Source organism: Bacillus sp. XB1, from assembly GCF_053557995.1.
On the sequence record NZ_JBNRIL010000005.1, the window covers coordinates 193,799 to 215,068 of the forward strand.

Here is a 21,270-nt window from a genome sequence, read left to right on the forward strand (position 1 = left end):
TCTTGAAAAGAAAAAATGTTCCTCGACTATGTTAAAATAATAGAGAGGTGAGAGTATGGCTGTCATTACAAAAATAGAAGTACAAAAACGATCGAAAGAACGATTTAATATTTATATTGATAAAGGTCAAGGCGAAGAGTACGGATTTAGTGTGGATCAAGTAATCTTAATAAAACATGGATTACAAAAAGGCTTAGAAATTGATGAAATCGAGTTAGGAAATATTTTGTACAATGAAGAAGTGCAAAAAGCATATTTACAAGCAATCTCCTATTTATCCTATCAAATGAGAACAAAACAAGAAATAGAAGATTTTTTACGAAAAAAAGAAGTGGGACAGGCCATCATCTCTGAAGTCGTTTCGAAATTATTACATGACCGATATATTAATGATAAAGAGTATGCTGTTTTATATACGCGAACGCAAAGTAATGTGAATCGAAAAGGTCCAACTGTTATTAAAAGAGAGTTATTAAATAAAGGTGTTCAGGATTTAATTATTACACATAGTTTACAAGAATATCCGAAGGAAAAGCAAATTGAGAATGCCTTGTTTCTCATAGAGAAGAAGAAAAAATCTTATCAAAAACATTCTTTTTTACAAATGAAACTAAAGTTAGATGAGATGCTTGTTCGAAAAGGATATTCTAGAGAAGTAATTCAAATTTGTTTGGAAGAATTGAAAGACGAAAAAGATGACGAAAAGCAACAAGAAGCGTTACACTATCATGGGAATAAATATTATGAGAAATATAAGAAGCATGATGGATGGACATTTGAAAACAAGATGAAACAAGCGTTATATCGAAAAGGATTCTCTATTGATGAAATCGAGATATTTTTGCAAATGAAACGCGAAGAGGAATGAGGAGAATAAGATGAATATGCCAAAACGCTACAGTGAAATGACACCGCATGAGCTAAGAGAAGAAATTGGCGCTTTGAAGGAGCAAGCAGTAAAAGCGGAGCAGCTTGGGATTGTCAATGAATTTGATGTATTAATGAGAAAAATGGCAATGGCTCGTGCTTATATGACGGATATAAACAAATTCCGTATTGGTGAAACATATGAATTAGTAGAAGAACCTGGTGTATTATTTAAAATTACGTATTTCAATGGGGTATTTGCTTGGGGATATAAGCAAAATGATAATGAAGAGATTGGCATACCAATTTCCTTATTGCAAGAAAAATAAAAACCAGAGAGCATATATCTCTCTGGTTTTCATCTTTGGTAGGCGTTAAAGGAGATAGGAGATTCTAAAATTGGCGTTTTTTACATTCATTTGCCAATATAATGAGAGACTGGGTTTGTTGCGTCTGTCCGTTAACTTGCGCTTTCGCATGTTTTGGACGAGTCCACGTATGGTTAAATAATTCAGAACGACTATCTAAGCGATCACGGTAGCTCATCTTTATCACCTCGTGTAGGAAGTTAATTTAATTTGTACTACTCTTCCTGCTGATTTGCAGCACGCATACGTTCTTGTGGGTGCGTGTTAATTGTGCCGTTAGGTCGTTTCGAAGCGAAGCGTGATTTCGCTTTCGGTTGACCGTCGATTTTGCTGTTGTTTTTTGACTCAGACCAAAATTCGGCTTGTTTACCCATTACGAACACCCTCCTCATTATCGGTTGATACCTCTTTAAGAAGTATCAATTATAGAATGTGCAAAATTGAAGAAACTATCCTTTAGAAATGAAGGGATAAATAGGTAAAAGGAGATTATAATATGAATGATATTTATGAAACATTAACGAAAGAATTATTAGACAAGAATGACAAGCTTTCTTACGCACAAGCTCGTGCGTGGGTTGAGTTACTATGGGAAGATTTTCAAACAACTTATGCAAAATCAGGTCGTTATCAAGGCGATGAAATGACGGAACAAGTGGTACGATCATGGATTAATAATCATGGTGTACGCCTTCATGAAATGCGTACAAATAATCCGAAGTATAGTCATTTAATTAATCAAGAAGATCATTTGAAACATTAAAAAAAGCGACTTAAGTCGCTTTTTTTAATGTGGAAGTAATTCCAGTTTTTTTCGAAGCTTTTCTTCACTAAAGATCCATCCTGTATAGGAACTAATAATATTTAAATTGTGGTCGAGCTGAACGATTGCAACAAATGGATAATAATCTTTACTTCGATATCGTAAATCAATGAATCGTACTTCATAATAATGGTCATGATCAAAAATATCCCAGCGATATACAGGAGAGAAAGATAGAAAGGCCGAGATGTTTTCATCTTGTTTAGCTGCTCGCATAATATTATTGTCTGGGAACGGTACCCGATCGAACTTATCATATATCATGATGTTACCACGGTGCCATCTCGCAACGTAGTAATAATCAGCCGTAACGATTGCTAAATGGTAATGGTAAAATCGGTAAGAAGGAGAAATGATAATCTTTTCGACATTTTTGAAACGTTTGTGTACAACGCTTCTTATATTTCTGTGCATCATAATCCGTCCGATATAGTAAACAATCATTAATATATATGCCGCTAAAGCTGTATATCCCTTATGAGAACCGACGAGCATGCAAGCAATTGCAAGTATATGGATAAAGAAAATTACGGTATCGAATGTATTAATCACGCCGAGTGCGACCCATTTTTTTGTGAAAGGCCGTAATGCTTGTGTACCATAGGCATTGAAAATATCTACAAAGACGTGAAGGAAGACAGCAATAAATGACCAAAGCAGTAGATGAAGATATGGAGCGTCTGAAAAGAAGGCGAAAGAGATGCCACTTATAAGGAATGACCAAAGAATTACCGCAGGAATAGAATGAGTAATCCCACGATGATTTCTTATATATTTAGCGTTATTACGCAATTTTAAAACTGTGTCAATGTCAGGAATGTTGGAACCAGCAATTGTAGCAAGCATAACAGCTTGGGGGCCAATATCACTTTGTGCTATGGCTGGATCTAATGTTGCTAAGCTACCTAAAGTGATACCCATAACAAGGTGAGTGGCTGTGTCCATGGAAATCCACCTCCGTTTTTTATTAATGTAACTCTTTTTATTCGATACCTCAAGTCCTTTGCCTTCTATTTCCTGTATCATCTTACTTAAATTTTTTCCTAAAATCTTTATAATAGTACTTATATGCAAAAAAATGAGGGGGATCAAGTTTGACACTTGAAATACTAAACAATTTTAATATAGAGCAGTTTCAAAATGATTTAATTGGTTGGTTTGAAGAAGAACAGCGCGACTTACCATGGAGAAAGAATAAAGATCCATACCGCGTTTGGGTTTCTGAAATTATGTTACAGCAAACAAGAGTAGAAGCTGTAAAACCATATTACGCAAATTTTATGGGGAAGTTTCCTACACTTGAAGCGTTAGCGAACGCAGATGATGAAGAAGTATTAAAAGCATGGGAAGGTTTAGGATATTATTCTAGAGCACGTAATTTACATGCGGCAGTAAAAGAGGTAAAAGAAGTATACGGCGGAGTTGTACCAAGTGATGTAAAGAAAATTGAAAAGTTAAAAGGAGTCGGACCATATACAAAAGGTGCTATTTTAAGTATCGCATATGGTATACCAGAGCCGGCAGTTGATGGAAATGTTATGCGTGTATTATCTCGTATTTTATCAGTATGGGATGATATTGCAAAACCAAAGACTCGAAAAGTTTTTGAAGAGATTGTGCGTGAAATTATTTCGATTGAAAATCCATCTTATTTTAATCAAGGTTTGATGGAATTAGGTGCACTAATTTGTATTCCGAAAAATCCAGCATGCTTACTTTGTCCTGTACGTGAACATTGCAGAGGGTATGCTGAAGGTGTTCAAAAAGAATTACCAGTAAAAAGTAAAGCGAAAGCTCCTAAAATGGTACCTATTGTTGCAGGTGTACTTCAAACTGAAGACGGTCGTTACGTTATTAATAAACGTCCAAGTACAGGTTTGTTAGCTAACATGTGGGAGTTTCCGAATGTGGAACTTGGAGAAAGTATTCGAAATCAGAAGGAACAGCTTATAGATTATATGAAAGAAAAATTTGAGCTCGAGGTTTTTATTGATGAATACGCAATGAATGTACAACATACGTTTACACATCGTACTTGGGATATATTTGTATTTTACGGAAAAGTAACAGGTAATATTGTTGATACAGATACATTAAAATTTGTATCAAAAGAGTTATTTGAGCAATTACCTTTCTCAAAATCACACCGTACTATTTATGAAAATTGTGTGGAGAAAATTACAATGCAATAAATAAAAAAGTGTTCCCAATCTAGGGAACACTTTTTTAATCGTAAGAAATTTTTGTCCCATGAGTCCAACTAGCTTCACCTTCTTGTAAGCCGCCTCTTGATTCGATTTCTACTACAATTTCTTTGTAAATACTTTGCCCTTCTACATTTAAATAAGGCAGAACCTGTTGTAGTGAGTGATGAAAATAAGCTAATTCATCTTCTTTCCATTCATTTTTTGAAATCATCGTTAGTTCAGTCATATCGCGTCCTATATACATATTTCCACCTCCATTTCTTATAGTTTGAATAAGTAACAAAAGATATATGCGGAAATTATTCAAAAGAAAATTACGGATAGCTTCTAAGTGAATTGGTTACATTATTGATTGTGGAGGTGAGAAAGATGAGTAAAAAACAACAAGGTTATAACAAGGCAACTTCTGGTGCTAGCATTCAAAGTACAAATGCTAGTTATGGTACAGAGTTTTCAACTGAAACAGATGTACAAGCAGTAAAACAAGCAAACGCACAATCAGAAGCAAAGAAAGCACAAGCTTCTGGTGCACAAAGTGCAAACGCTAGTTATGGTACAGAATTTGCAACTGAAACAGACGTGCATGCTGTGAAAAAACAAAATGCTAAGTCAGCTGCAAAACAATCACAATCTTCTAGCTCAAATCAGTAATGAAAGAAAAACACTTCTCTAATTCAGGAGAAGTGTTTTCTTTTTGCGTCGATCGTTGTAATGAAAAGAAAGCGAACGACATAACTTCTAATAAGTCAACAAATGTAGTCAAAGGAGAAGGAAGTTAACAATTAGAATTATGTAATTAGGAATAATAACTGATGAATAAGTCCAAAAGGGGGTAAGTAATGAACGATTTTGATAAGTTGGTAGGGGAGCAATTAGAAACGATGGATGAGTTGTTAAAGTTACAAGCACATCTAGAGAAGTATCAACAAATTGAAATGAATGAAAAAGATAAGTGCGATAAAAAAGAACTGCATTTTATCCGCCAGGAAATATATAGAACAGAAGTAGCGTTGAAGATGTTACATGAGAAATTTGAAGAACAAACGAATAGTGTAATTCAATCTTTTGCAACTGAAAAAATGATTTCAAATTTAGGGTAAGATATATTGTTATCTTCAGGTGAAAAGTCCTTCTTTGTATGGAAATAGAGAAGGGCTTTTTCTATTACATGTCCTCGCTTATAAATAATGCAGTACAATCCTTATCTCTTAAGAAGAGTTGGGGCATAGTATTCAACGATAAACCTCCTGCATATTCAGTTTGAAAAATAGAGTCTTATCCCTTTAGTTTTAAAATTTCGACAAAAAAGTTATAATAGAAAAAAAGTGAATGCCGTTCAAAGGGCATTTGCAGTTGAAAGAAGGGAGCATATATGGGATTTCCCAAAGAAGGAGAAAAAGTACAAATACATAGTTATAAACATAATGGCTCCATTCATAGAATGTGGGAAGAAACAACAATTTTAAAAGGGACACAGAGTCTTGTAATCGGAGCGAATGATCGTACAGTAGTTACAGAATCGGATGGCCGAACATGGATTACTCGTGAACCAGCAATTTGTTATTTTCATGCCAACTATTGGTTTAATGTGATTGGGATGCTTAGGGAAGATGGCGTATATTATTATTGTAATTTAAGCTCACCTTTTGCGTATGATCCTGAAGCATTAAAGTATATTGATTATGATTTAGATATTAAAGTATATCCAGATATGACATATACGCTTCTAGATGAAGATGAGTATGAAAAACATAGTCAAATTATGCAGTATCCACCTGTTATTGATACAATTTTAAAACGAAATGTAGCACATTTAACACAGTGGATTCATCAAAGAAAAGGTCCATTTGCACCAGACTTCGTAGATATGTGGTATGAACGATATTTAATGTACAGAAATTAAAACAAACCTGCAGGGGGCTTCCCGGCAGGTTTGTCCTATTAGAGGGGGGATTATGTGCAAGGCATAAAAAGATATTTACAATTTGTTAAACCATATCGATGGCTTATTGCTATTACAATTATTATTGGACTAGTTAAGTTCGGTATCCCACTTATTATGCCGTGGTTATTAAAGTATATTATCGATGATGTAATTCAAGGCGCGGGCTCACTTCAAGATAAAACATCTCAATTAATAACAGCGATTGGAATTGCTTTTTTTATTTTTGCGGTATTAAGACCACCGATTGAATATTATCGTCAATATTTCGCCCAACGTATCGCAAATACAATACTGTATGATTTGCGGAAGCATATTTTCGGTCACTTACAAAAGTTAAGTTTACGTTATTACTCCAATACAAAAACAGGGGAGATTATTTCGCGTGTCATCCATGATGTAGAACAAACGAAGGATTTTGTAATTACTGGTTTGATGAACGTCTGGTTAGATACTGCAACAATTGCTATTGCTATCATTGTTATGTTTTCTATGAATATAAAATTAACATTTGTTGCGTTATTGATTTTACCTATTTATGTAATTGCAGTGAAATATTTTTTCGGACGTCTTCGGAAATTGACGAAAGAGCGTTCACAAGCGTTAGCGACGATGCAAGGGTATTTGCATGAACGTATTCAAGGAATGCAAGTGACACGTAGCTTTGCGTTAGAAGAGTATGAGGGGAAGCAGTTTGAAAAAAGAAATAATGAATTTTTAACGAAAGCATTAACCCATACAAGTTGGACGGCAAGAACATTTTCGGCAGTAAATACGTTAACCGATTTAGGTCCGTTACTTGTGATTGGTTTTGCAGCATATGAAGTAATTCAAGGGCAGTTAACGCTAGGAACGATGGTAGCTTTTGTTGGATATATGGATAGTTTATATAGTCCGCTTCGCCGCCTTGTTAATTCATCTACAACATTAACACAATCTTTTGCATCGATGGACCGTGTGTTTGAACTGTTAGATGAAAAATACGATATTGTTAATGTACCAAATGCGGTACAAACGAAAAAATTAAATGGAGAAATTGTATTTGACAATGTTTCTTTTCGTTATAATGCAGATGAAAAAGAGATATTACACAACTTGTCATTAACTATGCAGCCTGGAGAGAAAGTAGCGCTTGTAGGAGCGAGTGGGGGAGGAAAGTCATCTCTTGCTAGTTTGATCCCGCGTTTCTATGATGTTTCTGAAGGCGCGGTTTATGTAGATGGCATAGATGTAAGAAAGTACAATATGAGAAATTTGCGTAGTCATATTGGAATTGTACTGCAGGATAATTTATTGTTTAGCGATACAATTGGAGCTAATATTTTATATGGAAATCCGAAAGCTACAGAGAAAGAAGTGATTGCAGCTGCCAAAGCTGCGCAAATTCATGATTTTATTATAGACTTACCAGATGGTTATAATACTGTCGTTGGAGAACGTGGTGTGAAGCTATCAGGCGGGCAAAGACAACGCGTGGCAATTGCACGAGTGTTTCTAAAGAATCCGTCGGTACTTATATTAGATGAAGCAACTTCAGCATTAGATTTAGAAAATGAAAGGTATATTCAAGAGGCGCTTCAGACGTTAGCTGCTGACCGGACAACGATTATAATCGCACATCGATTAGCGACGATTACACATGTTGATACGATTATTTATATTGAAGACGGTGAGATTAAAGAGACTGGTTCTCATGAAGAGTTAATGCGAAAAAGAGGATTTTATTACAATTTATATCAACTTCAACATATAACAGAAACAGCTCCTTTAGCGTAAAAGGAGCTGTTTTTTTATTCGTCTTCTTTTTTATCATCGATTTGGAGTTCTTTTTCTGGTTTATGATATGTGTAGAAGCTATCTACAAGCAAATCTAAATGCTCTACTTCTTCACTATAGTTAATGATGGAAGAAATAAGAGGGAAGAGATGTAACCATGTTTTATATGCTTCTTCATCGTCTTTATTTTGATATTCCATAAAGATATCAATTAATTCTTGTTTACCTGTTTCAACTTCATCAAGCATTTCAACTGATTGTTGTTTTTTTGCTTTACCAATAAATTTTAATAAAACTTGTTCATGATAATGCGTTAATGAGTCAAGTTCGTTTTGGATAGATTCCTGAAATTCTTCTGGCATATAGCGCAGTTCATTTTCAGTACGGTGTAATGATTTTAACGTACTTAAAGCACGGCTTGTTGTCGCTAACATTTGTCTGAATAAAACGAGCTTACGAATTTTTGCGAACTTTACTTTTTTCGTATAGCTTCTTTCTTCTTTATACAGCAAATAGTAATGATTTAGTTTGATCATTTTTTCTTTCATACGATCAATATCAGTTTTTAGCGTTGTAAAATCAGAAGCCTGCCTGCTATTCATTCGAATCCATTTTACAATTTCTTCTGTATTATCAACGATACGATGATAAAGTTTTGTTTCATATTTTGGCGGCATAAATACTAAATTTACAAGTGAAGCCGCAATAATACCAATCATAATCGTCGCAAATCGAAGTAAGGCAAAACTAAAGAAATCTTCGCCTTGATACTCCATAATGGCGATAACTGTTACTAAAGCAATTGATATTGTGTTTTCTAATCGTAATTGTAATGTAAGAGCAATTACTAATATACATGTTAATCCAATAATAAAAGGATTATGTCCAAAAGCAGTAGCAAATGCGATAGCAAATATCGCACCAATTACATTTGCTTGAATTTGTTCAAGTGCTGTTAAATAAGAACGGTATACAGACGGTTGAACAGCAAAGATAGCTGAAATTCCCGCAAATACCGGACTCGGTAATTGAAGTAAAATACAAGCAAATAAAGCTAACGTGATGGCAATACCCGTTTTTAAAATGCGAGCACCAAGTTTCATACCCTTAATAAGATCCTTTCTCTTGTCATAATGAATGTACAACATGATACTATACATTCATTACAATATGTTAGCAAGTGATATTTTAGTGACGTTAAAAGAAATTAGTGTTCATTTTATCCCGCTAATTGTGAGTAGTAAGATTCCTGCCTCAAAAATTAGAAGCTAGATGCCGGTAAACGCTCGATTGGTGTAGGCTAATTAAAGTTTCACTTTATAATTTTTCCTAATTCCTTTTAAACATCAGTTTTTAGTAAAAAAACCTGCTGAATTTCAGAAGGTCTCAAATTGTTACTATAGATTACTATGAGAAGCGTACTTCGTCAATTTTTTCTTAATAATGAAAATTACTCATTTTACTCTGTTGAGATAGATGGGTCTGCCTGTTCTTTTTTCGGGATAATCTCAAAAAACTGGTTCTGTATATCATCTAATAATGCTGTTAATAAAGCAACTTCCTCATATTGCTCATGTTCGTTTAGTACACGAATATAGTCTAGCAATAATTCAGTTACATCTTTCAAACCATTTTTACTAATTGGTTGTAATGTAACATTTGCCCCTTTTGCAATTCTTCTTTTTAAGGCCTGTTCTGTTAGGCCTAAGTTTGAATCATGACGCAAATAAACAACACCGCCAGTCATGCCAGCGCAAATCCATGGACCAGGGTCACCTAAAACAAGCGCTCGCCCATTTGTCATATATTCAAAAGCAAAACCTTTAATATTGGAGTATGCCCCTATATTTCCTTGCTCTTTTTCACGGAGTGGTTTTGTTATTCTACCTCCAATTATCATGTCTGCCCCAGAAAGGCGAATGCCAGCGCGAGCATCAGCGTTCCCTTGCACGTATAGTGCCCCTTTTTGTGCACCGTATCCAAATCCTTTTCCGACAGAACCGTTATAATATACTCCGTCTTTTCCTTTTGATTTCGTTATATAAATCCCACCACCAAAGGAAGTTTTACCAATGCCATCTTGTGCGCCGCCATTTACGTGTATAAATAAATTTTCACTATTGTAAGCGCCTAACCCATTTCCGGGAATAGAACCATTCGTATATTTTAATGTAAGTGGTTCAAGTTGAGTAGCTTCATATAGTTTACTGCGAACGCGATAACATGATTCTAGACCACCCATAACGCGTTGCTCTACACCAACGCCTACTAATTCTTTTGATTCAGCGGAATGAACTGTCTTAAATTGTTTTTCTGGTACGCCATCTGTTGTTGTAACAGATGGATGTTCTATTATTTGTAATAAATTACGTAAGTTTAATAAATTTTCGCCTCGAACTTGCTCTAATAAATCAGAACGCCCAACAATTGCTTGTAAATTTGTATACCCAAGCTGTCCTGTTAATCGTTTTAGTTCTACACCGAAAGAGGTGAATAAATTTAGCAGGCCAGTAACTGCGCTTTCTAATTCGCGTGGGACGAAGCGGCGTAACCCATGTTCTTTTGCTTGTGCTTCAGACTCAATTTGTGTCGCAATTCCGACATGGCAAGTATCTAGATGACACCCACGGCAAGTAGTACAACCGATTGCAATCATTGATAGTGTGCCAAATCCAATACGGTTTGCTCCGAGGAGCATGATTTTCAAGGCGTCATTTACACTTCGAATACCACCATCTGCCCAAATCTCTACTTTATGTCTCATGCTCGCTTCTAATAAAGCGTTGTGAGCGGCTTTAACACCAATTTCTACAGGAAGACCTACATGTTGCAAGGCGTGAATACGTGCAGCACCTGTTCCGCCATCGAATCCGCTAATATTAATAAAATCAGCACCAGCTTTGGCGATACCGACAGCAATTGTTCCGATATTGGGAACGACAGGGACTTTCACGGCTACTTTGGCAAGTTGATTAGCTGTTTTAATTTCTGTAATCATTTGAGCTAAATCTTCAATTGAATAAATATCATGGTTATTAGAAGGTGAAATTAAATCTGAGCCAATTGTCGCATTACGTGCTTCAGCGATTTTGGCTGTTACTTTTGAACCAGGTAAATGCCCACCTTCCCCAGGCTTTGCGCCTTGACCGATTTTGATTTCAATTAAGTTCGATGAGTTTAGTAGTTCGGCATTTACTCCAAATCGCCCAGATGCCACTTGTTGTCCACGTGTATGTGGATATTTTCCAATCATATCTTTAATTTCGCCGCCTTCACCGTTCAAGCTAATCATATTTAGCTGATCGGCCGCTTCTGCATATGCGCGAAAGGCAATTTCGTTTTGAGAACCAAATGACATAGAACTAATAATAAATGGAAAATCATGGTTTTTAATGCCGATAGATACTTCTTCAGTTGGAACGACATGTTTTGTTTGTTTCGTTTGAACAAGGTGTCTGATTGCGATGGGATTATTCTCTTCTAGTTCACTTAACTTGTCACGGTAATCATCATAAGAATTTCCTTTTGCAACATCGCCGATTGCTTTCCAAATTCGCGGGAATATATGAAATGATTTTCGCATTCTAATTTTAGGATTGTTATAATCATCCGCTCGCATTTTTGCATCTTCAACAAGTGATTCAAGTGAAAAAGCTAAATCATTTGAACCGAAGAAATTTGTAATCTGTAATATATTTGCGATTTCTTCATGTAACCCAATAGATGAATAGAGACGTCCGTAACCACGTAACTCATGAATTCCAATTGTTGAAATGACTTTTTCTAATCCTTTATTAAGTGCATTATACAGATTCGTAATTGGTGTTTTTGTTCCGTCATTTACAGTCGCGAATAATAAATATGGATTAATACCATCTGCTCCTAATCCATATAGCGTGACAATGTCATGTAAGGAGCGAAGGGCACCAGAACGTATAACGAGAGAACAATTGCGGCGTAATTTATTTTCACTTAATGCTTGATGTACTTTAGCAGTAACTAAATGTGGATCAATCCACAATCGCTCATTTAGATGGGCTTTTGCGTCATCTAATACTAGTAGGGAAGCACCATTGTTAACAGCAGCTATCGCTTCAGAACTAATGCGGCTCAATGCACATTGTAGAGTTTCTGACGAGCTGAATGTAGCAGAGATTGTGGCGATAGAGTTATGAGTTTTAAATAGCTCTATGAGTTGTTCGTACGTAATTGTGTGTAATTCCTCTGCAATAGGTTGTGCCACGCTGCCTTCTAAAATAATTGGTGAAAGCATTTCAACTACAAATGGCCGTTTTGCGCCGCTTAATAAACTTGGACGCTCTCCAAGTACAGTACGTGTAGAGAAGTGTTCAATTTCACGGTCACGGTCAATTGCAGGGTTTGTAACAACAGCTACACTTTCTTTAATGAAGTCAGCGATATTTCGTCTATCAGTATCAAGTGCGGCAAGTGGTGAGTCATGCCCAAGTGAGCGTATTGGCTCAACGCCTTTTGTTGCCATCTGTTCAAGGAGTTGAATATGTTCTCGGTCCCATCCGAAAGCGACGTATTGTTTCGTTTCAACTTGAACAGAATCACATAGCCCTTGGATTTTTTTCGTTTCAGGGATAGATAAATTTAAATGGTAATTGGTAGTATCAATTCGCTTTTTAAAACGGTTATATACTTGGATTTGATATTTGTCATATTCATAAAGAACAAGTTCATCTTGTTCATTCCATTTTAATCCGACTTTTTCTCCAGGAGCGAGTGGTTTTGGTTCTGCTACATATTTAGTTGGTGATACAACTCCAGGTTCAGAAGAGAAAATATAAGAGCTCTCTGTCTCTACTTTCCATACTGGGCGTAATCCAAGGGAATCAACGCTGAAAACAGCTTCATCTTTAAAACGGGAAATGATGCCAGCTGGTCCTTGGGCAAAATGTCCCCACGCTTCACGTATATACGTATATAAATCTTGTAAAGGTGTTTCATAAAGTTTAATTTCATTAATAATTGGTGGGAATAGAATTTCCATTGCTTCAAATAAGCTGTAGTTGTATTGAACAAGTAGGGTTTCTAAGGTGCGGTTTAAATCTTGAGAGTCACTGCCTCCTGCAGTAAGTGGTACATCAATCATTTCAGCTTGATCGCGTAATTTCGCAATTGTGTTAATTTCACCATTATGTCCGAGAATGCTAAATGGTTGTACACGAAAAAAATTAGATAATGTATTAGTAGAGTAGCGGTTATGTCCTAATGTCATAGTTGAAGCGATAAGCGGATGTTGTAAATCATTATAGTAGGCAACAAGCGTATCACCAGCACCTAGAACTTTATATACAACATGATTACGACTTAATGAAGCAACATGAATTGCTTCGTTTTCCTCTATTTTTATTGTGACAGAAAATAATGTTTGCTCAATATTTGTAATTTCGTTTTCTGCGATAAGGGCAACTTGCCAAAATAAAGGTTCTTCTTGTTTACCAAGTGGACCGAGTGCATCTGAGTTTGTTACATCATCACTTTCGAAAATGATAGTAAAGTTTTTGTTGTTTAATTGCGTACGAATATAATCTTTTAAGGCAGTAATGTCTTCTTTTTTATTTAGAAAAAAATGTCCAACGATAAAGTGGGGATGATCCACAATCGTTGGATTATATCCGCTACTTTTTAGTTTTTCATTCCAAAGCGTTTTTGGTATATCAATGTGAATGCCGATGCCATCGCCCTCACCATTAATGAAACCAGCTCTATGATTCATTTTGACGAGTGATTGTATGCAAAGGTCAATGTTTTCTTTTGTAGCAATTTTTCGTTTCTCCATAACGGAAACGATTCCACACGCATCATGTTCTGCATTTCTATAATCTCGAAATAAAGACGGTGTCCATGTATTTTTTTTATTGAGCATCCGTCAATCCCCCCTCTTGTAAAAGTTAGAATAATCTTACTATTTAAGGTGCGAATCACCTTGTACACAGAGATAGTAATGCTGTAAAAGAATATAAAACAGATAATTATGAATAATTATACTATTAATACGGAATTTATGAAATAGAAAAAAGGAAAAAAGAAAGGTGAGCTTTCTTTTTTCCTTTTAATGACTGGATTATTTATTGTCTGCTAGGGCAGCAAATGCTCTGCCGACAGCTTCGATTGTATATTCAATATCTTCTTTTGTATGTTCTGTAGTTAAGAACCATGCCTCGTATTTAGAAGGTGCTAAGTTAACTCCTTCTTGAAGCATAAGCTTGAAGAATTTACCGAACATTTCACCGTCTGTATCTTGTGCGGCATCGTAATCTTCAATTGTATTTGTTGTGAAGTATACAGTTAAAGCACCTTTTAGACGGTTTAATGTAATATCGATATTATGTTTCGCTGCTTGCTCTAAAATTCCTTTTTCAAGCATTGCACCAAGTTCATCTAATCTCTCATAAAGCCCTTCTTGTTGAAGCACTTCTAGACAAGCGATACCTGATGCCATAGAAGCAGGGTTTCCTGCCATTGTACCAGCTTGGTATGCAGGTCCAAGCGGAGCAACTTGTTCCATAATTTCTTTCTTACCACCGTAAGCACCGATTGGTAAGCCGCCGCCAATAACTTTACCAAGCGCTGTTAAGTCAGGTGTCACACCAAGTAAGTCTTGAGCACCACCGTACATAAAGCGGAAAGCAGTAATAACTTCATCATAAATTACTAGTGCGCCAGCTTCGTGAACAAGTTCATTCACTTTTTCAAGGAATCCTGGTTTAGGCTCTACAATACCGAAGTTTCCAACGATCGGTTCTACAAGGATAGCTGCTACTTCATGACCCCATTTATCTAAAGCCTCTTTTAAAGTTTCTACATTATTAAATGGAACGGTAATAACTTCTTGTGCAATACTTTGTGGTACGCCAGCTGAGTCAGGAGTTCCTAAAGTAGAAGGACCAGATCCAGCTGCCACAAGTACTAAATCAGAATGACCGTGGTAACAACCAGCGAATTTCATAATTTTTGTGCGACCTGTATAAGCACGAGCAACACGAATTGTTGTCATCACTGCTTCTGTACCAGAGTTTACGAAACGGACTTTATCTAATGCAGGCATTGCTTCTTTTAACATTTTTGCGAATTTTACCTCTAGCGCTGTTGGTGTTCCATAAAGTACCCCATTTTCAGCAGCTGTTGTAATTGCTTTTGTTATATGCGGATGAGCATGTCCAGTAATAATAGGACCGTATGCTGCTAAATAATCGATATATTTATTTCCGTCTACATCCCAGAAATAAGCGCCTTTCCCACGTTCCATAGCAACAGGAGCGCCGCCGCCAACTGCTTTAAAAGAACGAGAAGGACTATTAACACCGCCAACGATATGCTCTAAAGCTTCTTTATGTAATGCTTCTGACTTTGTGAATTTCACTACAATTCATCTCCTTACAAAAATCTATGTATTATTCTAACATGTTTTTTGAAAAGACGTATTGTTTGTGATAGCGAAGGCAGTTGGGTAAACTATTCGTTGTGACATTTAGGAGGGGGGTCCGATTATGAAATCGGTAATTGAGGTACAAGGGTTACGTAAAGAGTTTACAGCCTATTCAAGTCGTCCGGGCTTAAAGGGTGCATTTCGCGATTTATTAAATCGTAATTATAAAATAGTACCAGCAGTAAATGATGTATCTTTTACTGTAAAGCAAGGTGAAATGGTTGGTTATATCGGTGAGAACGGTGCTGGTAAATCAACAACAATTAAAATGCTTACGGGGATTTTAACTCCGACATCAGGGCAAATCACAGTAAATGGAATGAACCCACATAAACAAAGAGAAGAATTTGTAAGAACAATTGGTGTTGTTTTTGGACAGCGTTCGCAACTTTGGTGGGATATTGCAGTACAAGAATCGTTTCGTTTATTAAAGAAAGTGTACGGTGTATCAGACGCTCAGTATAAGGAGCATATGGAGCACGTAATTGAAACGTTAGATATAGGGCCTTTATTAGATAAACCAGTTCGAAAATTATCTCTTGGTCAAAGGATGCGTTGTGAATTAGCGGCAGCCTTAATTCATAATCCACCGTTATTATTTTTAGATGAGCCAACAATTGGGTTAGATGTACTTGTGAAATTGAAAATACGTGAATTTTTAAAAGAAATGAATGAACGTTATAAAACAACAATTTTATTAACAACACACGATATTACTGATATTGAAGCTTTATGTGAGCGCGTTATCATGCTGGATGAAGGGAATATTATGTATGACGGTTCTTTAAGTAATCTTCGTACGCAGTGGGGAGCAGAGAAGGAAATTCACTTTCAGTTTGTTGCACCAGTTTCCTATCAGGCTTTATCAATGGTTATGCCAGATAATCATGTCGTTTGGTCGAAAGCGAAAGAGGAAAATGCATGGGTTGCAAAAATTCCGAATGAAGAAGTTATTATTTCAATGCTTATTTCTAAAGTAGTACAAGCATTTCAAATTAAAGATTTAAAAATTAACGAAGTGTCTACAGAGGAAATTATTCGTAACATTTATGAAGAAGGTATTACGCATGGGTAAGTATATTGAAATGATTCGAATTCGCTTTTTAATGATGCTTGCGTATCGTACAAATTACTATAGCGGGATTTTAATTTATACGATTAATATCGGTGCTTACTATTTTTTATGGCAAGCAATTTATAGCGGAAAAGAGAATATTGAAAGTTTATCTATTTCGCAAATGACCACGTATATCGCAATCGCGTGGATGGCACGTGCCTTCTATTTTAATAATATAGATAGGGAAATTGCGATGGAGATTCAAGAAGGACGTGTGGCTGTAGAATTAATTCGTCCGTATAACTATTTGGGAATGAAAGTTATGCAAGGTCTTGGCGAGGGAATATTCCGTTTTGCCTTCTTTTCCATTCCAGGCATGGTTATCGTTACGTTATTATTTTCGTTGCAAATTACAACGAATTTTCAAACTTGGTTATATTTCTTCTTATCTTTAATATTTAGCTTTATTATTAATACACAAATTAATTTAATGACGGGAATGCTTACGTTTTTCCTATTTAATAATAGTGGAATTATGTATGCAAAACGCGTTGTTATTGATTTATTTTCAGGTCTATTATTACCAATTAGTTTTTATCCGTTATGGGCCCAAAAAGCAATGATGTTTTTACCGTTTCAGGCTATTAGTTATATTCCAAGTATGATTTTTTCTGAAGGTATACAGGGGAGTAAGTTGTATGAGGCTTTAGTATTTCAAGTGATTTGGGCGATTGTACTTATTATTCCAATTGTACTCATGTGGAGAACGGCGAGAAAACGTCTAATTGTACAAGGGGGATGATGAGATGCTATATATAAACTTATTTTTACAATATGCAAGTCAATATATAAAAACGAAATTGGAGTATCGAGGCGATTTTATCGTTGGTTTACTTTCTGATTTATCGCTTCAAGCAGTTAATTTAATATTTATTCTCGTTGTATTTGGGCATACACAAGCATTGAAGGGATGGAGTCGAGAAGAGGTAATCTTTATTTATGGTTTCTTTTTAGTACCATTTGCCATCTTTTCAGCTTTCTTTAATATATGGGATTTTAATGATCGATACATTATTAAAGGGGAGATGGATCGTGTATTAACGCGACCGATCCATAGCCTATTTCAAATTATATTAGAAAGAATGGAACTTGAATCTTTAATTGGAGCTATTACAGGGATTGTTGTAATGGGATATGCAGCTGTGGAGTTACAATTATCTTTTTACTGGTATGATTTCTTCTTATTTATATTGATGGTAGGAGGAGGAGCACTTGTATATGGAGGGATATTTGTTACGTTGGCGAGCCTTGGTTTTTGGTCGGATGCGAAAAGTTCAATTATGCCTCTTATGTATAACATAGGTAATTACGGGCGCTATCCTGTTAATATTTATAATCGTGTAATTCGTTTCATTTTAACGTTCGTTTTACCGTTTGCGTTTGTTGGAGTATATCCAGCAGCATACTTTTTAAGAAAAACAGAATGGAATAGTTATGCATTTGCGACGCCAATTGTTGGTATTATCTGTTTTACGATTGCAATCACCCTCTGGAACCAAGGGGTAAAAAGGTATCGTGGCGCGGGTAATTAATTATAGAAGCTTGTTCGTTTCTAAGGGATAAATCAGTTCTCCACCTCATACATATAAAATGAGGTGGAGGACATGTTATGGGGATTTATTCTATTAATTGCAGCAATCGCTATTTTGAAAAGTGTCCAATTATTATGGAGTTCCTATTCGGATTCAACGCGTTTTTTTTCGCTCTATAATTTGGCCACATTATTTTTAATCTATACAACAGTACTAATCGCATTTGGATTAAGTTACGTTGTATTAGAGGAAATGGGTTTCGCAGTTTTGAAAGAGGACGGAGAAAGTTTGAACGCTCATTCTTTTCAACTCGTCGAAGTTTGTTTATATTTTAGCGCAGTTACTTTATTGTCTGTTGGATATGGTGACATATCTCCGATTGGAATTGGGCGATGGATTGCAATCGCAGAAGCGCTAATTGGATATACACTCCCTTTTGCTTTTGTGATGAGGTCTGTAATAGACAATGAAAAATAAGGAAGCATTTGTTATAGTAAAGGAAAAGAGTAGGAGTGATAACTATGATTACAGTAGGAGAAATGGCACCAGAATTCACATTAGAGGGAAGTAATGGAGAAGAAGTTCGCCTAGCTGATTTCCGCGGTAAAAATGTAGTTCTCTATTTTTATCCGAAAGATATGACGCCAGGATGTACAACTGAAGCATGTGATTTTCGTGATGCGTATGGAGTATTTCAAGAGAAGGATACGGTTATTCTTGGAGTAAGTCCTGATTCAGCGAATAGACATTTGAAATTCATTGAGAAACATGAATTGCCATTTACACTTTTAGTAGATGAAGATCATAAAGTAGCAGAGTTATACGATGTTTGGAAGTTAAAAAAGAACTTTGGGAAAGAGTATATGGGAATCGAGCGTTCTACATTCCTTATTAATAAAGACGGTGAACTTGTAAAAGAGTGGCGTAAAGTGAAAGTGAAAGGACATATTGAGGATGTTCTTTCTTATATAAAATAAATCTACATTGGGGATAAAATATGTAGAAACAAGGCAAGTGTCTATACATATTTTACTGCCTTACATAAAGTGGAAGTGTAGGGCATACCTCCTCAGATGATAGTATTCCAAGTGCGATTATGTCGCACTTTTTTCTATGGAATATATGAAGAAAAAAGGGAAAGATACATAAAAACAAGTCCTGAATATAAAAATAAACTACATACTTATAGTAGAAATATTGACGATTTATAAGAAAAGGAGTACACTCTTTATAAGAATTATAAAATAATAATCCGTATAGAATCGGGGTGCATGACGGTGGTCAAAGAAGAATTAAAAGAAGCGCTAGAAATGCTGAAAAATACGGGTGTACGCATTACTCCACAGCGTCATGCTATTTTAGAGTACCTTGTGGAATCAATGACGCACCCAACAGCGGATGATATTTATAAAGCATTAGAAGGTAAGTTTCCAAATATGAGTGTTGCAACTGTCTATAATAACTTACGTGTGTTTAAAGAGGTTGGACTTGTAAAGGAATTAACTTATGGAGACGCTTCAAGTAGATTTGATTATGTTACAAGTCAACATTATCATGTGATTTGCGAAAAATGTGGTAAGATTGTTGATTTTCCTTATGGAGGCTTGGAAAAGCTGGAAGAGGAAGCTGCGAAAACGACAGGCTTCGTTATCAATAGTCATCGCTTAGAAATTTATGGCGTTTGTCCAGAGTGTCATAAGGCGTAATATATAATAAAGAAAGAGGCTGACGGCTATACGTCAGCCTCTTTCTTTATTATATAAGGATTAGCGTGAGGTTAATCGGGATTTACAGTGCTAAGTTAGTAAGGAGGGTTAGATAAAAGTTTGTCGAATTTACTTTGTATTGGTGGAAATGAATTCTGGGAGGGGACATTTTGAAGAAATATGAGATTAAAAATAACATTCCAACATTGGAAGAATATAAATATTTATGTGATTCTGTGGGATGGACTAACTATATGAACTTTGAGGTGGCGGAAATATCACTTCAAAATTCGATTTACTGTATAACAGTCAAGGATAATAATCAAATCATCGGCATGGGGAGAATTGTTGGTGATGGGGCTATCTATTTCTATATTCAAGATATAGTGGTTCATCCAGAGTATCAAAAGAATGGTATTGGAAAGAAAATAATGAATACTTTAGTAGAATACTTAAATCAGAATGCTCCAGATAAAGCATTCATTGGTTTGTTTGCGTCGCAAGGTAAAACATCATTCTACGAAAAATATGATTTTAAAGATTATTCGCCTAATATGACAGGGATGTTTACTGTTATTTCGAAAAAATAGGTGTAATAAATTTAATAAAACAATTAAAAAGTTGATTTTTTAATAAATCAACTTTTTAATGAGTTGAAACGTTTGTAGTGTTGCAAATTCGTATTTCCCTTGATACTTATGATTTATAACTCTTCTTATTATACTTTTCATCAAATTCTTTTCCTTCTAGATCTCGATCTAGTGTTAAAGGTTGATTGCAGTGCATACATGCATCGACACGGCCGAGCATTTTTGTTGGCTTATCACAGCTTGGGCAAATAATTTGGATAGTCTTAGTAGATAACATACCAATCCAAAAGTAAACGACAGTGCTAGCGATAACACTTAAAAAGCCAACCATCATAAACGTTGTCATAATAATAATGTTTTCGCGGAAAAAGACACCTAAGTATGCAATGAAGAGGCCGATAAATACTAAACTTAATGCAAAGGTCCGGATTTTATTGATTTTGTTTGAATACTTAATGCTCATTCTCACCACGCTCCTATACTAATAATATAACATAAAATTTAGAATTTTCACTCTCACGTAAATTGATAAAGGGATAAGGTATGAAATGAATAGGAGGGGAGCCATGAAGAATGAATGGACGCTATAATGATTTTTACAGCGGTTTTTAAGTTTTTAACGGGATGTGAAATTTTTTTATAAAAAGTATTGACCATGTATATACTGCATGATATATTAATAACCGTCGCTGATGCGGAAACGCAGAAAACGACAAAAAAGAAATTGAAAAACTTAGTTGACATTGAAAAATGAAGATGTTAACATAAGGAAGTCGCGAATGAGCGACTAAGTAGTTCTTTGAAAACTGAACGAAACAAACAACGTGAAACGTCAATTTTTATTTTAGATGCTAGACAAACTAACTTTATTGGAGAGTTTGAT

Annotated in this window: 23 protein-coding genes; 15 read left to right on the forward strand and 8 right to left on the reverse strand. The window is 35.5% G+C overall.

Annotated elements, in window-relative coordinates:
- Positions 1-55 precede the first annotated feature (55 nt).
- On the forward strand, positions 56-868 hold the full coding sequence (gene recX, locus ACK1U5_RS25050) for a recombination regulator RecX (protein WP_000268502.1): 813 nt from the start codon (positions 56-58) through the stop codon (positions 866-868).
- A gap of 10 nt (positions 869-878) precedes the next feature.
- The gene (locus ACK1U5_RS25055) at positions 879-1,196 is read left to right on the forward strand and encodes a YfhH family protein (RefSeq protein WP_001057024.1); all 318 of its coding nucleotides are present in this window, start codon (positions 879-881) and stop codon (positions 1,194-1,196) included.
- Positions 1,197-1,260: 64 nt separating this feature from the next.
- Here the strand turns inward: ACK1U5_RS25055 and ACK1U5_RS25060 are convergent, their stop codons facing one another.
- Entirely contained in the window at positions 1,261-1,413 is a 153-nt protein-coding gene (locus ACK1U5_RS25060; RefSeq protein WP_000122093.1) for a YpzG family protein, read from the reverse strand.
- Positions 1,414-1,450: 37 nt separating this feature from the next.
- A complete protein-coding gene (locus ACK1U5_RS25065) occupies positions 1,451-1,609 on the reverse strand; it encodes a small, acid-soluble spore protein K (RefSeq protein ID WP_000517891.1) in 159 nt (52 codons plus the stop codon).
- Positions 1,610-1,731: 122 nt separating this feature from the next.
- Between ACK1U5_RS25065 and ACK1U5_RS25070 the strand changes: the two genes are divergently transcribed.
- Complete coding sequence (locus ACK1U5_RS25070) at positions 1,732-1,998, forward strand: YfhJ family protein (RefSeq protein WP_000998166.1); 267 nt, start codon at positions 1,732-1,734, stop codon at positions 1,996-1,998.
- Between the two features lie 24 nt (positions 1,999-2,022).
- On the opposite strand, the gene ACK1U5_RS25075 is transcribed toward ACK1U5_RS25070, so the two are convergent.
- Positions 2,023-3,003, reverse strand: coding sequence for a metal-dependent hydrolase (locus tag ACK1U5_RS25075; RefSeq protein WP_000379106.1), 981 nt, complete (start codon positions 3,001-3,003; stop codon positions 2,023-2,025).
- Positions 3,004-3,152: 149 nt separating this feature from the next.
- On the opposite strand from ACK1U5_RS25075, the gene mutY reads away from it, so the two are divergent.
- Positions 3,153-4,250: an A/G-specific adenine glycosylase gene (gene mutY / locus ACK1U5_RS25080; RefSeq protein ID WP_069605074.1), complete on the forward strand. Its 1,098-nt coding sequence runs from the start codon at positions 3,153-3,155 to the stop codon at positions 4,248-4,250.
- 34 nt (positions 4,251-4,284) lie between these two features.
- Here mutY and ACK1U5_RS25085 read toward each other — a convergent pair whose 3' ends face one another.
- Positions 4,285-4,509, reverse strand: a complete 225-nt coding sequence (locus ACK1U5_RS25085) for a hypothetical protein (protein WP_000275436.1) — start codon at positions 4,507-4,509, stop codon at positions 4,285-4,287.
- Positions 4,510-4,634: 125 nt separating this feature from the next.
- On the opposite strand from ACK1U5_RS25085, the gene ACK1U5_RS25090 reads away from it, so the two are divergent.
- The 4 genes from ACK1U5_RS25090 (at position 4,635) to ACK1U5_RS25105 (ending at position 7,983) form a co-directional block, all read left to right on the forward strand.
- Positions 4,635-4,916 carry a gamma-type small acid-soluble spore protein gene (locus tag ACK1U5_RS25090; protein ID WP_000039044.1) on the forward strand — a complete coding sequence of 94 codons (282 nt, stop codon included), beginning with the start codon at positions 4,635-4,637 and terminating at the stop codon, positions 4,914-4,916.
- A 188-nt stretch (positions 4,917-5,104) separates the two neighbouring features.
- A complete protein-coding gene (locus ACK1U5_RS25095; RefSeq protein WP_061140035.1) occupies positions 5,105-5,365 on the forward strand; it encodes a YgaB family protein in 261 nt (86 codons plus the stop codon).
- A gap of 272 nt (positions 5,366-5,637) precedes the next feature.
- The gene (gene ntdP / locus ACK1U5_RS25100; RefSeq protein ID WP_000506624.1) at positions 5,638-6,168 is read left to right on the forward strand and encodes a nucleoside tri-diphosphate phosphatase; all 531 of its coding nucleotides are present in this window, start codon (positions 5,638-5,640) and stop codon (positions 6,166-6,168) included.
- Between the two features lie 54 nt (positions 6,169-6,222).
- On the forward strand, positions 6,223-7,983 hold the full coding sequence (locus ACK1U5_RS25105) for an ABC transporter ATP-binding protein (RefSeq protein ID WP_001161595.1): 1,761 nt from the start codon (positions 6,223-6,225) through the stop codon (positions 7,981-7,983).
- Between the two features lie 14 nt (positions 7,984-7,997).
- Here the strand turns inward: ACK1U5_RS25105 and ACK1U5_RS25110 are convergent, their stop codons facing one another.
- The 3 genes from ACK1U5_RS25110 to hemL all read right to left on the reverse strand — a co-directional run bounded on the left by ACK1U5_RS25110 (position 7,998) and on the right by hemL (position 15,376).
- Positions 7,998-9,086, reverse strand: a complete 1,089-nt coding sequence (locus ACK1U5_RS25110; protein WP_000765787.1) for an aromatic acid exporter family protein — start codon at positions 9,084-9,086, stop codon at positions 7,998-8,000.
- Between the two features lie 356 nt (positions 9,087-9,442).
- Entirely contained in the window at positions 9,443-13,879 is a 4,437-nt protein-coding gene (locus tag ACK1U5_RS25115) for a glutamate synthase-related protein (protein ID WP_069605073.1), read from the reverse strand.
- Positions 13,880-14,077: 198 nt separating this feature from the next.
- Complete coding sequence (hemL, locus tag ACK1U5_RS25120) at positions 14,078-15,376, reverse strand: glutamate-1-semialdehyde-2,1-aminomutase (protein WP_061140037.1); 1,299 nt, start codon at positions 15,374-15,376, stop codon at positions 14,078-14,080.
- Between the two features lie 127 nt (positions 15,377-15,503).
- Between hemL and ACK1U5_RS25125 the strand changes: the two genes are divergently transcribed.
- From ACK1U5_RS25125 to ACK1U5_RS25155, 7 genes are all read left to right on the forward strand, one after another.
- Positions 15,504-16,517 carry an ABC transporter ATP-binding protein gene (locus ACK1U5_RS25125; protein ID WP_000843658.1) on the forward strand — a complete coding sequence of 338 codons (1,014 nt, stop codon included), beginning with the start codon at positions 15,504-15,506 and terminating at the stop codon, positions 16,515-16,517.
- Positions 16,510-17,301: an ABC transporter permease gene (locus ACK1U5_RS25130; protein WP_000521519.1), complete on the forward strand. Its 792-nt coding sequence runs from the start codon at positions 16,510-16,512 to the stop codon at positions 17,299-17,301. Before ACK1U5_RS25125 ends, ACK1U5_RS25130 begins: the two co-directional genes overlap by 8 nt.
- Positions 17,302-17,305: 4 nt before the next feature.
- Positions 17,306-18,091, forward strand: a complete 786-nt coding sequence (locus tag ACK1U5_RS25135; protein ID WP_000965772.1) for an ABC transporter permease — start codon at positions 17,306-17,308, stop codon at positions 18,089-18,091.
- A 72-nt stretch (positions 18,092-18,163) separates the two neighbouring features.
- Entirely contained in the window at positions 18,164-18,568 is a 405-nt protein-coding gene (locus tag ACK1U5_RS25140) for a potassium channel family protein (RefSeq protein ID WP_000964343.1), read from the forward strand.
- Between the two features lie 44 nt (positions 18,569-18,612).
- Positions 18,613-19,068 carry a thioredoxin-dependent thiol peroxidase gene (gene bcp / locus ACK1U5_RS25145; protein WP_000633710.1) on the forward strand — a complete coding sequence of 152 codons (456 nt, stop codon included), beginning with the start codon at positions 18,613-18,615 and terminating at the stop codon, positions 19,066-19,068.
- A gap of 300 nt (positions 19,069-19,368) precedes the next feature.
- Entirely contained in the window at positions 19,369-19,797 is a 429-nt protein-coding gene (gene perR, locus ACK1U5_RS25150) for a peroxide-responsive transcriptional repressor PerR (protein ID WP_000237829.1), read from the forward strand.
- Positions 19,798-19,967: 170 nt separating this feature from the next.
- A complete protein-coding gene (locus ACK1U5_RS25155) occupies positions 19,968-20,387 on the forward strand; it encodes a GNAT family N-acetyltransferase (RefSeq protein ID WP_000759738.1) in 420 nt (139 codons plus the stop codon).
- 106 nt (positions 20,388-20,493) lie between these two features.
- On the opposite strand, the gene ACK1U5_RS25160 is transcribed toward ACK1U5_RS25155, so the two are convergent.
- Positions 20,494-20,850, reverse strand: coding sequence for a YgzB family protein (locus tag ACK1U5_RS25160; RefSeq protein WP_000025066.1), 357 nt, complete (start codon positions 20,848-20,850; stop codon positions 20,494-20,496).
- Positions 20,851-21,270: the final 420 nt, after the last annotated feature.

Coding starts and splice junctions, on each gene's coding strand:
- recX (WP_000268502.1), top strand. CDS start 56: ATGGCTGTCATTACAAAAATAGAAGTACAAAAACGATCGAAAGAACGA.
- ACK1U5_RS25055 (WP_001057024.1), top strand. CDS start 879: ATGAATATGCCAAAACGCTACAGTGAAATGACACCGCATGAGCTAAGA.
- ACK1U5_RS25060 (WP_000122093.1), bottom strand. CDS start 1,413: ATGAGCTACCGTGATCGCTTAGATAGTCGTTCTGAATTATTTAACCAT.
- ACK1U5_RS25065 (WP_000517891.1), bottom strand. CDS start 1,609: ATGGGTAAACAAGCCGAATTTTGGTCTGAGTCAAAAAACAACAGCAAA.
- ACK1U5_RS25070 (WP_000998166.1), top strand. CDS start 1,732: ATGAATGATATTTATGAAACATTAACGAAAGAATTATTAGACAAGAAT.
- ACK1U5_RS25075 (WP_000379106.1), bottom strand. CDS start 3,003: ATGGACACAGCCACTCACCTTGTTATGGGTATCACTTTAGGTAGCTTA.
- ACK1U5_RS25085 (WP_000275436.1), bottom strand. CDS start 4,509: ATGTATATAGGACGCGATATGACTGAACTAACGATGATTTCAAAAAAT.
- ACK1U5_RS25090 (WP_000039044.1), top strand. CDS start 4,635: ATGAGTAAAAAACAACAAGGTTATAACAAGGCAACTTCTGGTGCTAGC.
- ACK1U5_RS25095 (WP_061140035.1), top strand. CDS start 5,105: ATGAACGATTTTGATAAGTTGGTAGGGGAGCAATTAGAAACGATGGAT.
- ntdP (WP_000506624.1), top strand. CDS start 5,638: ATGGGATTTCCCAAAGAAGGAGAAAAAGTACAAATACATAGTTATAAA.
- ACK1U5_RS25110 (WP_000765787.1), bottom strand. CDS start 9,086: ATGAAACTTGGTGCTCGCATTTTAAAAACGGGTATTGCCATCACGTTA.
- ACK1U5_RS25115 (WP_069605073.1), bottom strand. CDS start 13,879: ATGCTCAATAAAAAAAATACATGGACACCGTCTTTATTTCGAGATTAT.
- ACK1U5_RS25125 (WP_000843658.1), top strand. CDS start 15,504: ATGAAATCGGTAATTGAGGTACAAGGGTTACGTAAAGAGTTTACAGCC.
- ACK1U5_RS25130 (WP_000521519.1), top strand. CDS start 16,510: ATGGGTAAGTATATTGAAATGATTCGAATTCGCTTTTTAATGATGCTT.
- ACK1U5_RS25135 (WP_000965772.1), top strand. CDS start 17,306: ATGCTATATATAAACTTATTTTTACAATATGCAAGTCAATATATAAAA.
- ACK1U5_RS25140 (WP_000964343.1), top strand. CDS start 18,164: ATGTTATGGGGATTTATTCTATTAATTGCAGCAATCGCTATTTTGAAA.
- bcp (WP_000633710.1), top strand. CDS start 18,613: ATGATTACAGTAGGAGAAATGGCACCAGAATTCACATTAGAGGGAAGT.
- ACK1U5_RS25160 (WP_000025066.1), bottom strand. CDS start 20,850: ATGAGCATTAAGTATTCAAACAAAATCAATAAAATCCGGACCTTTGCA.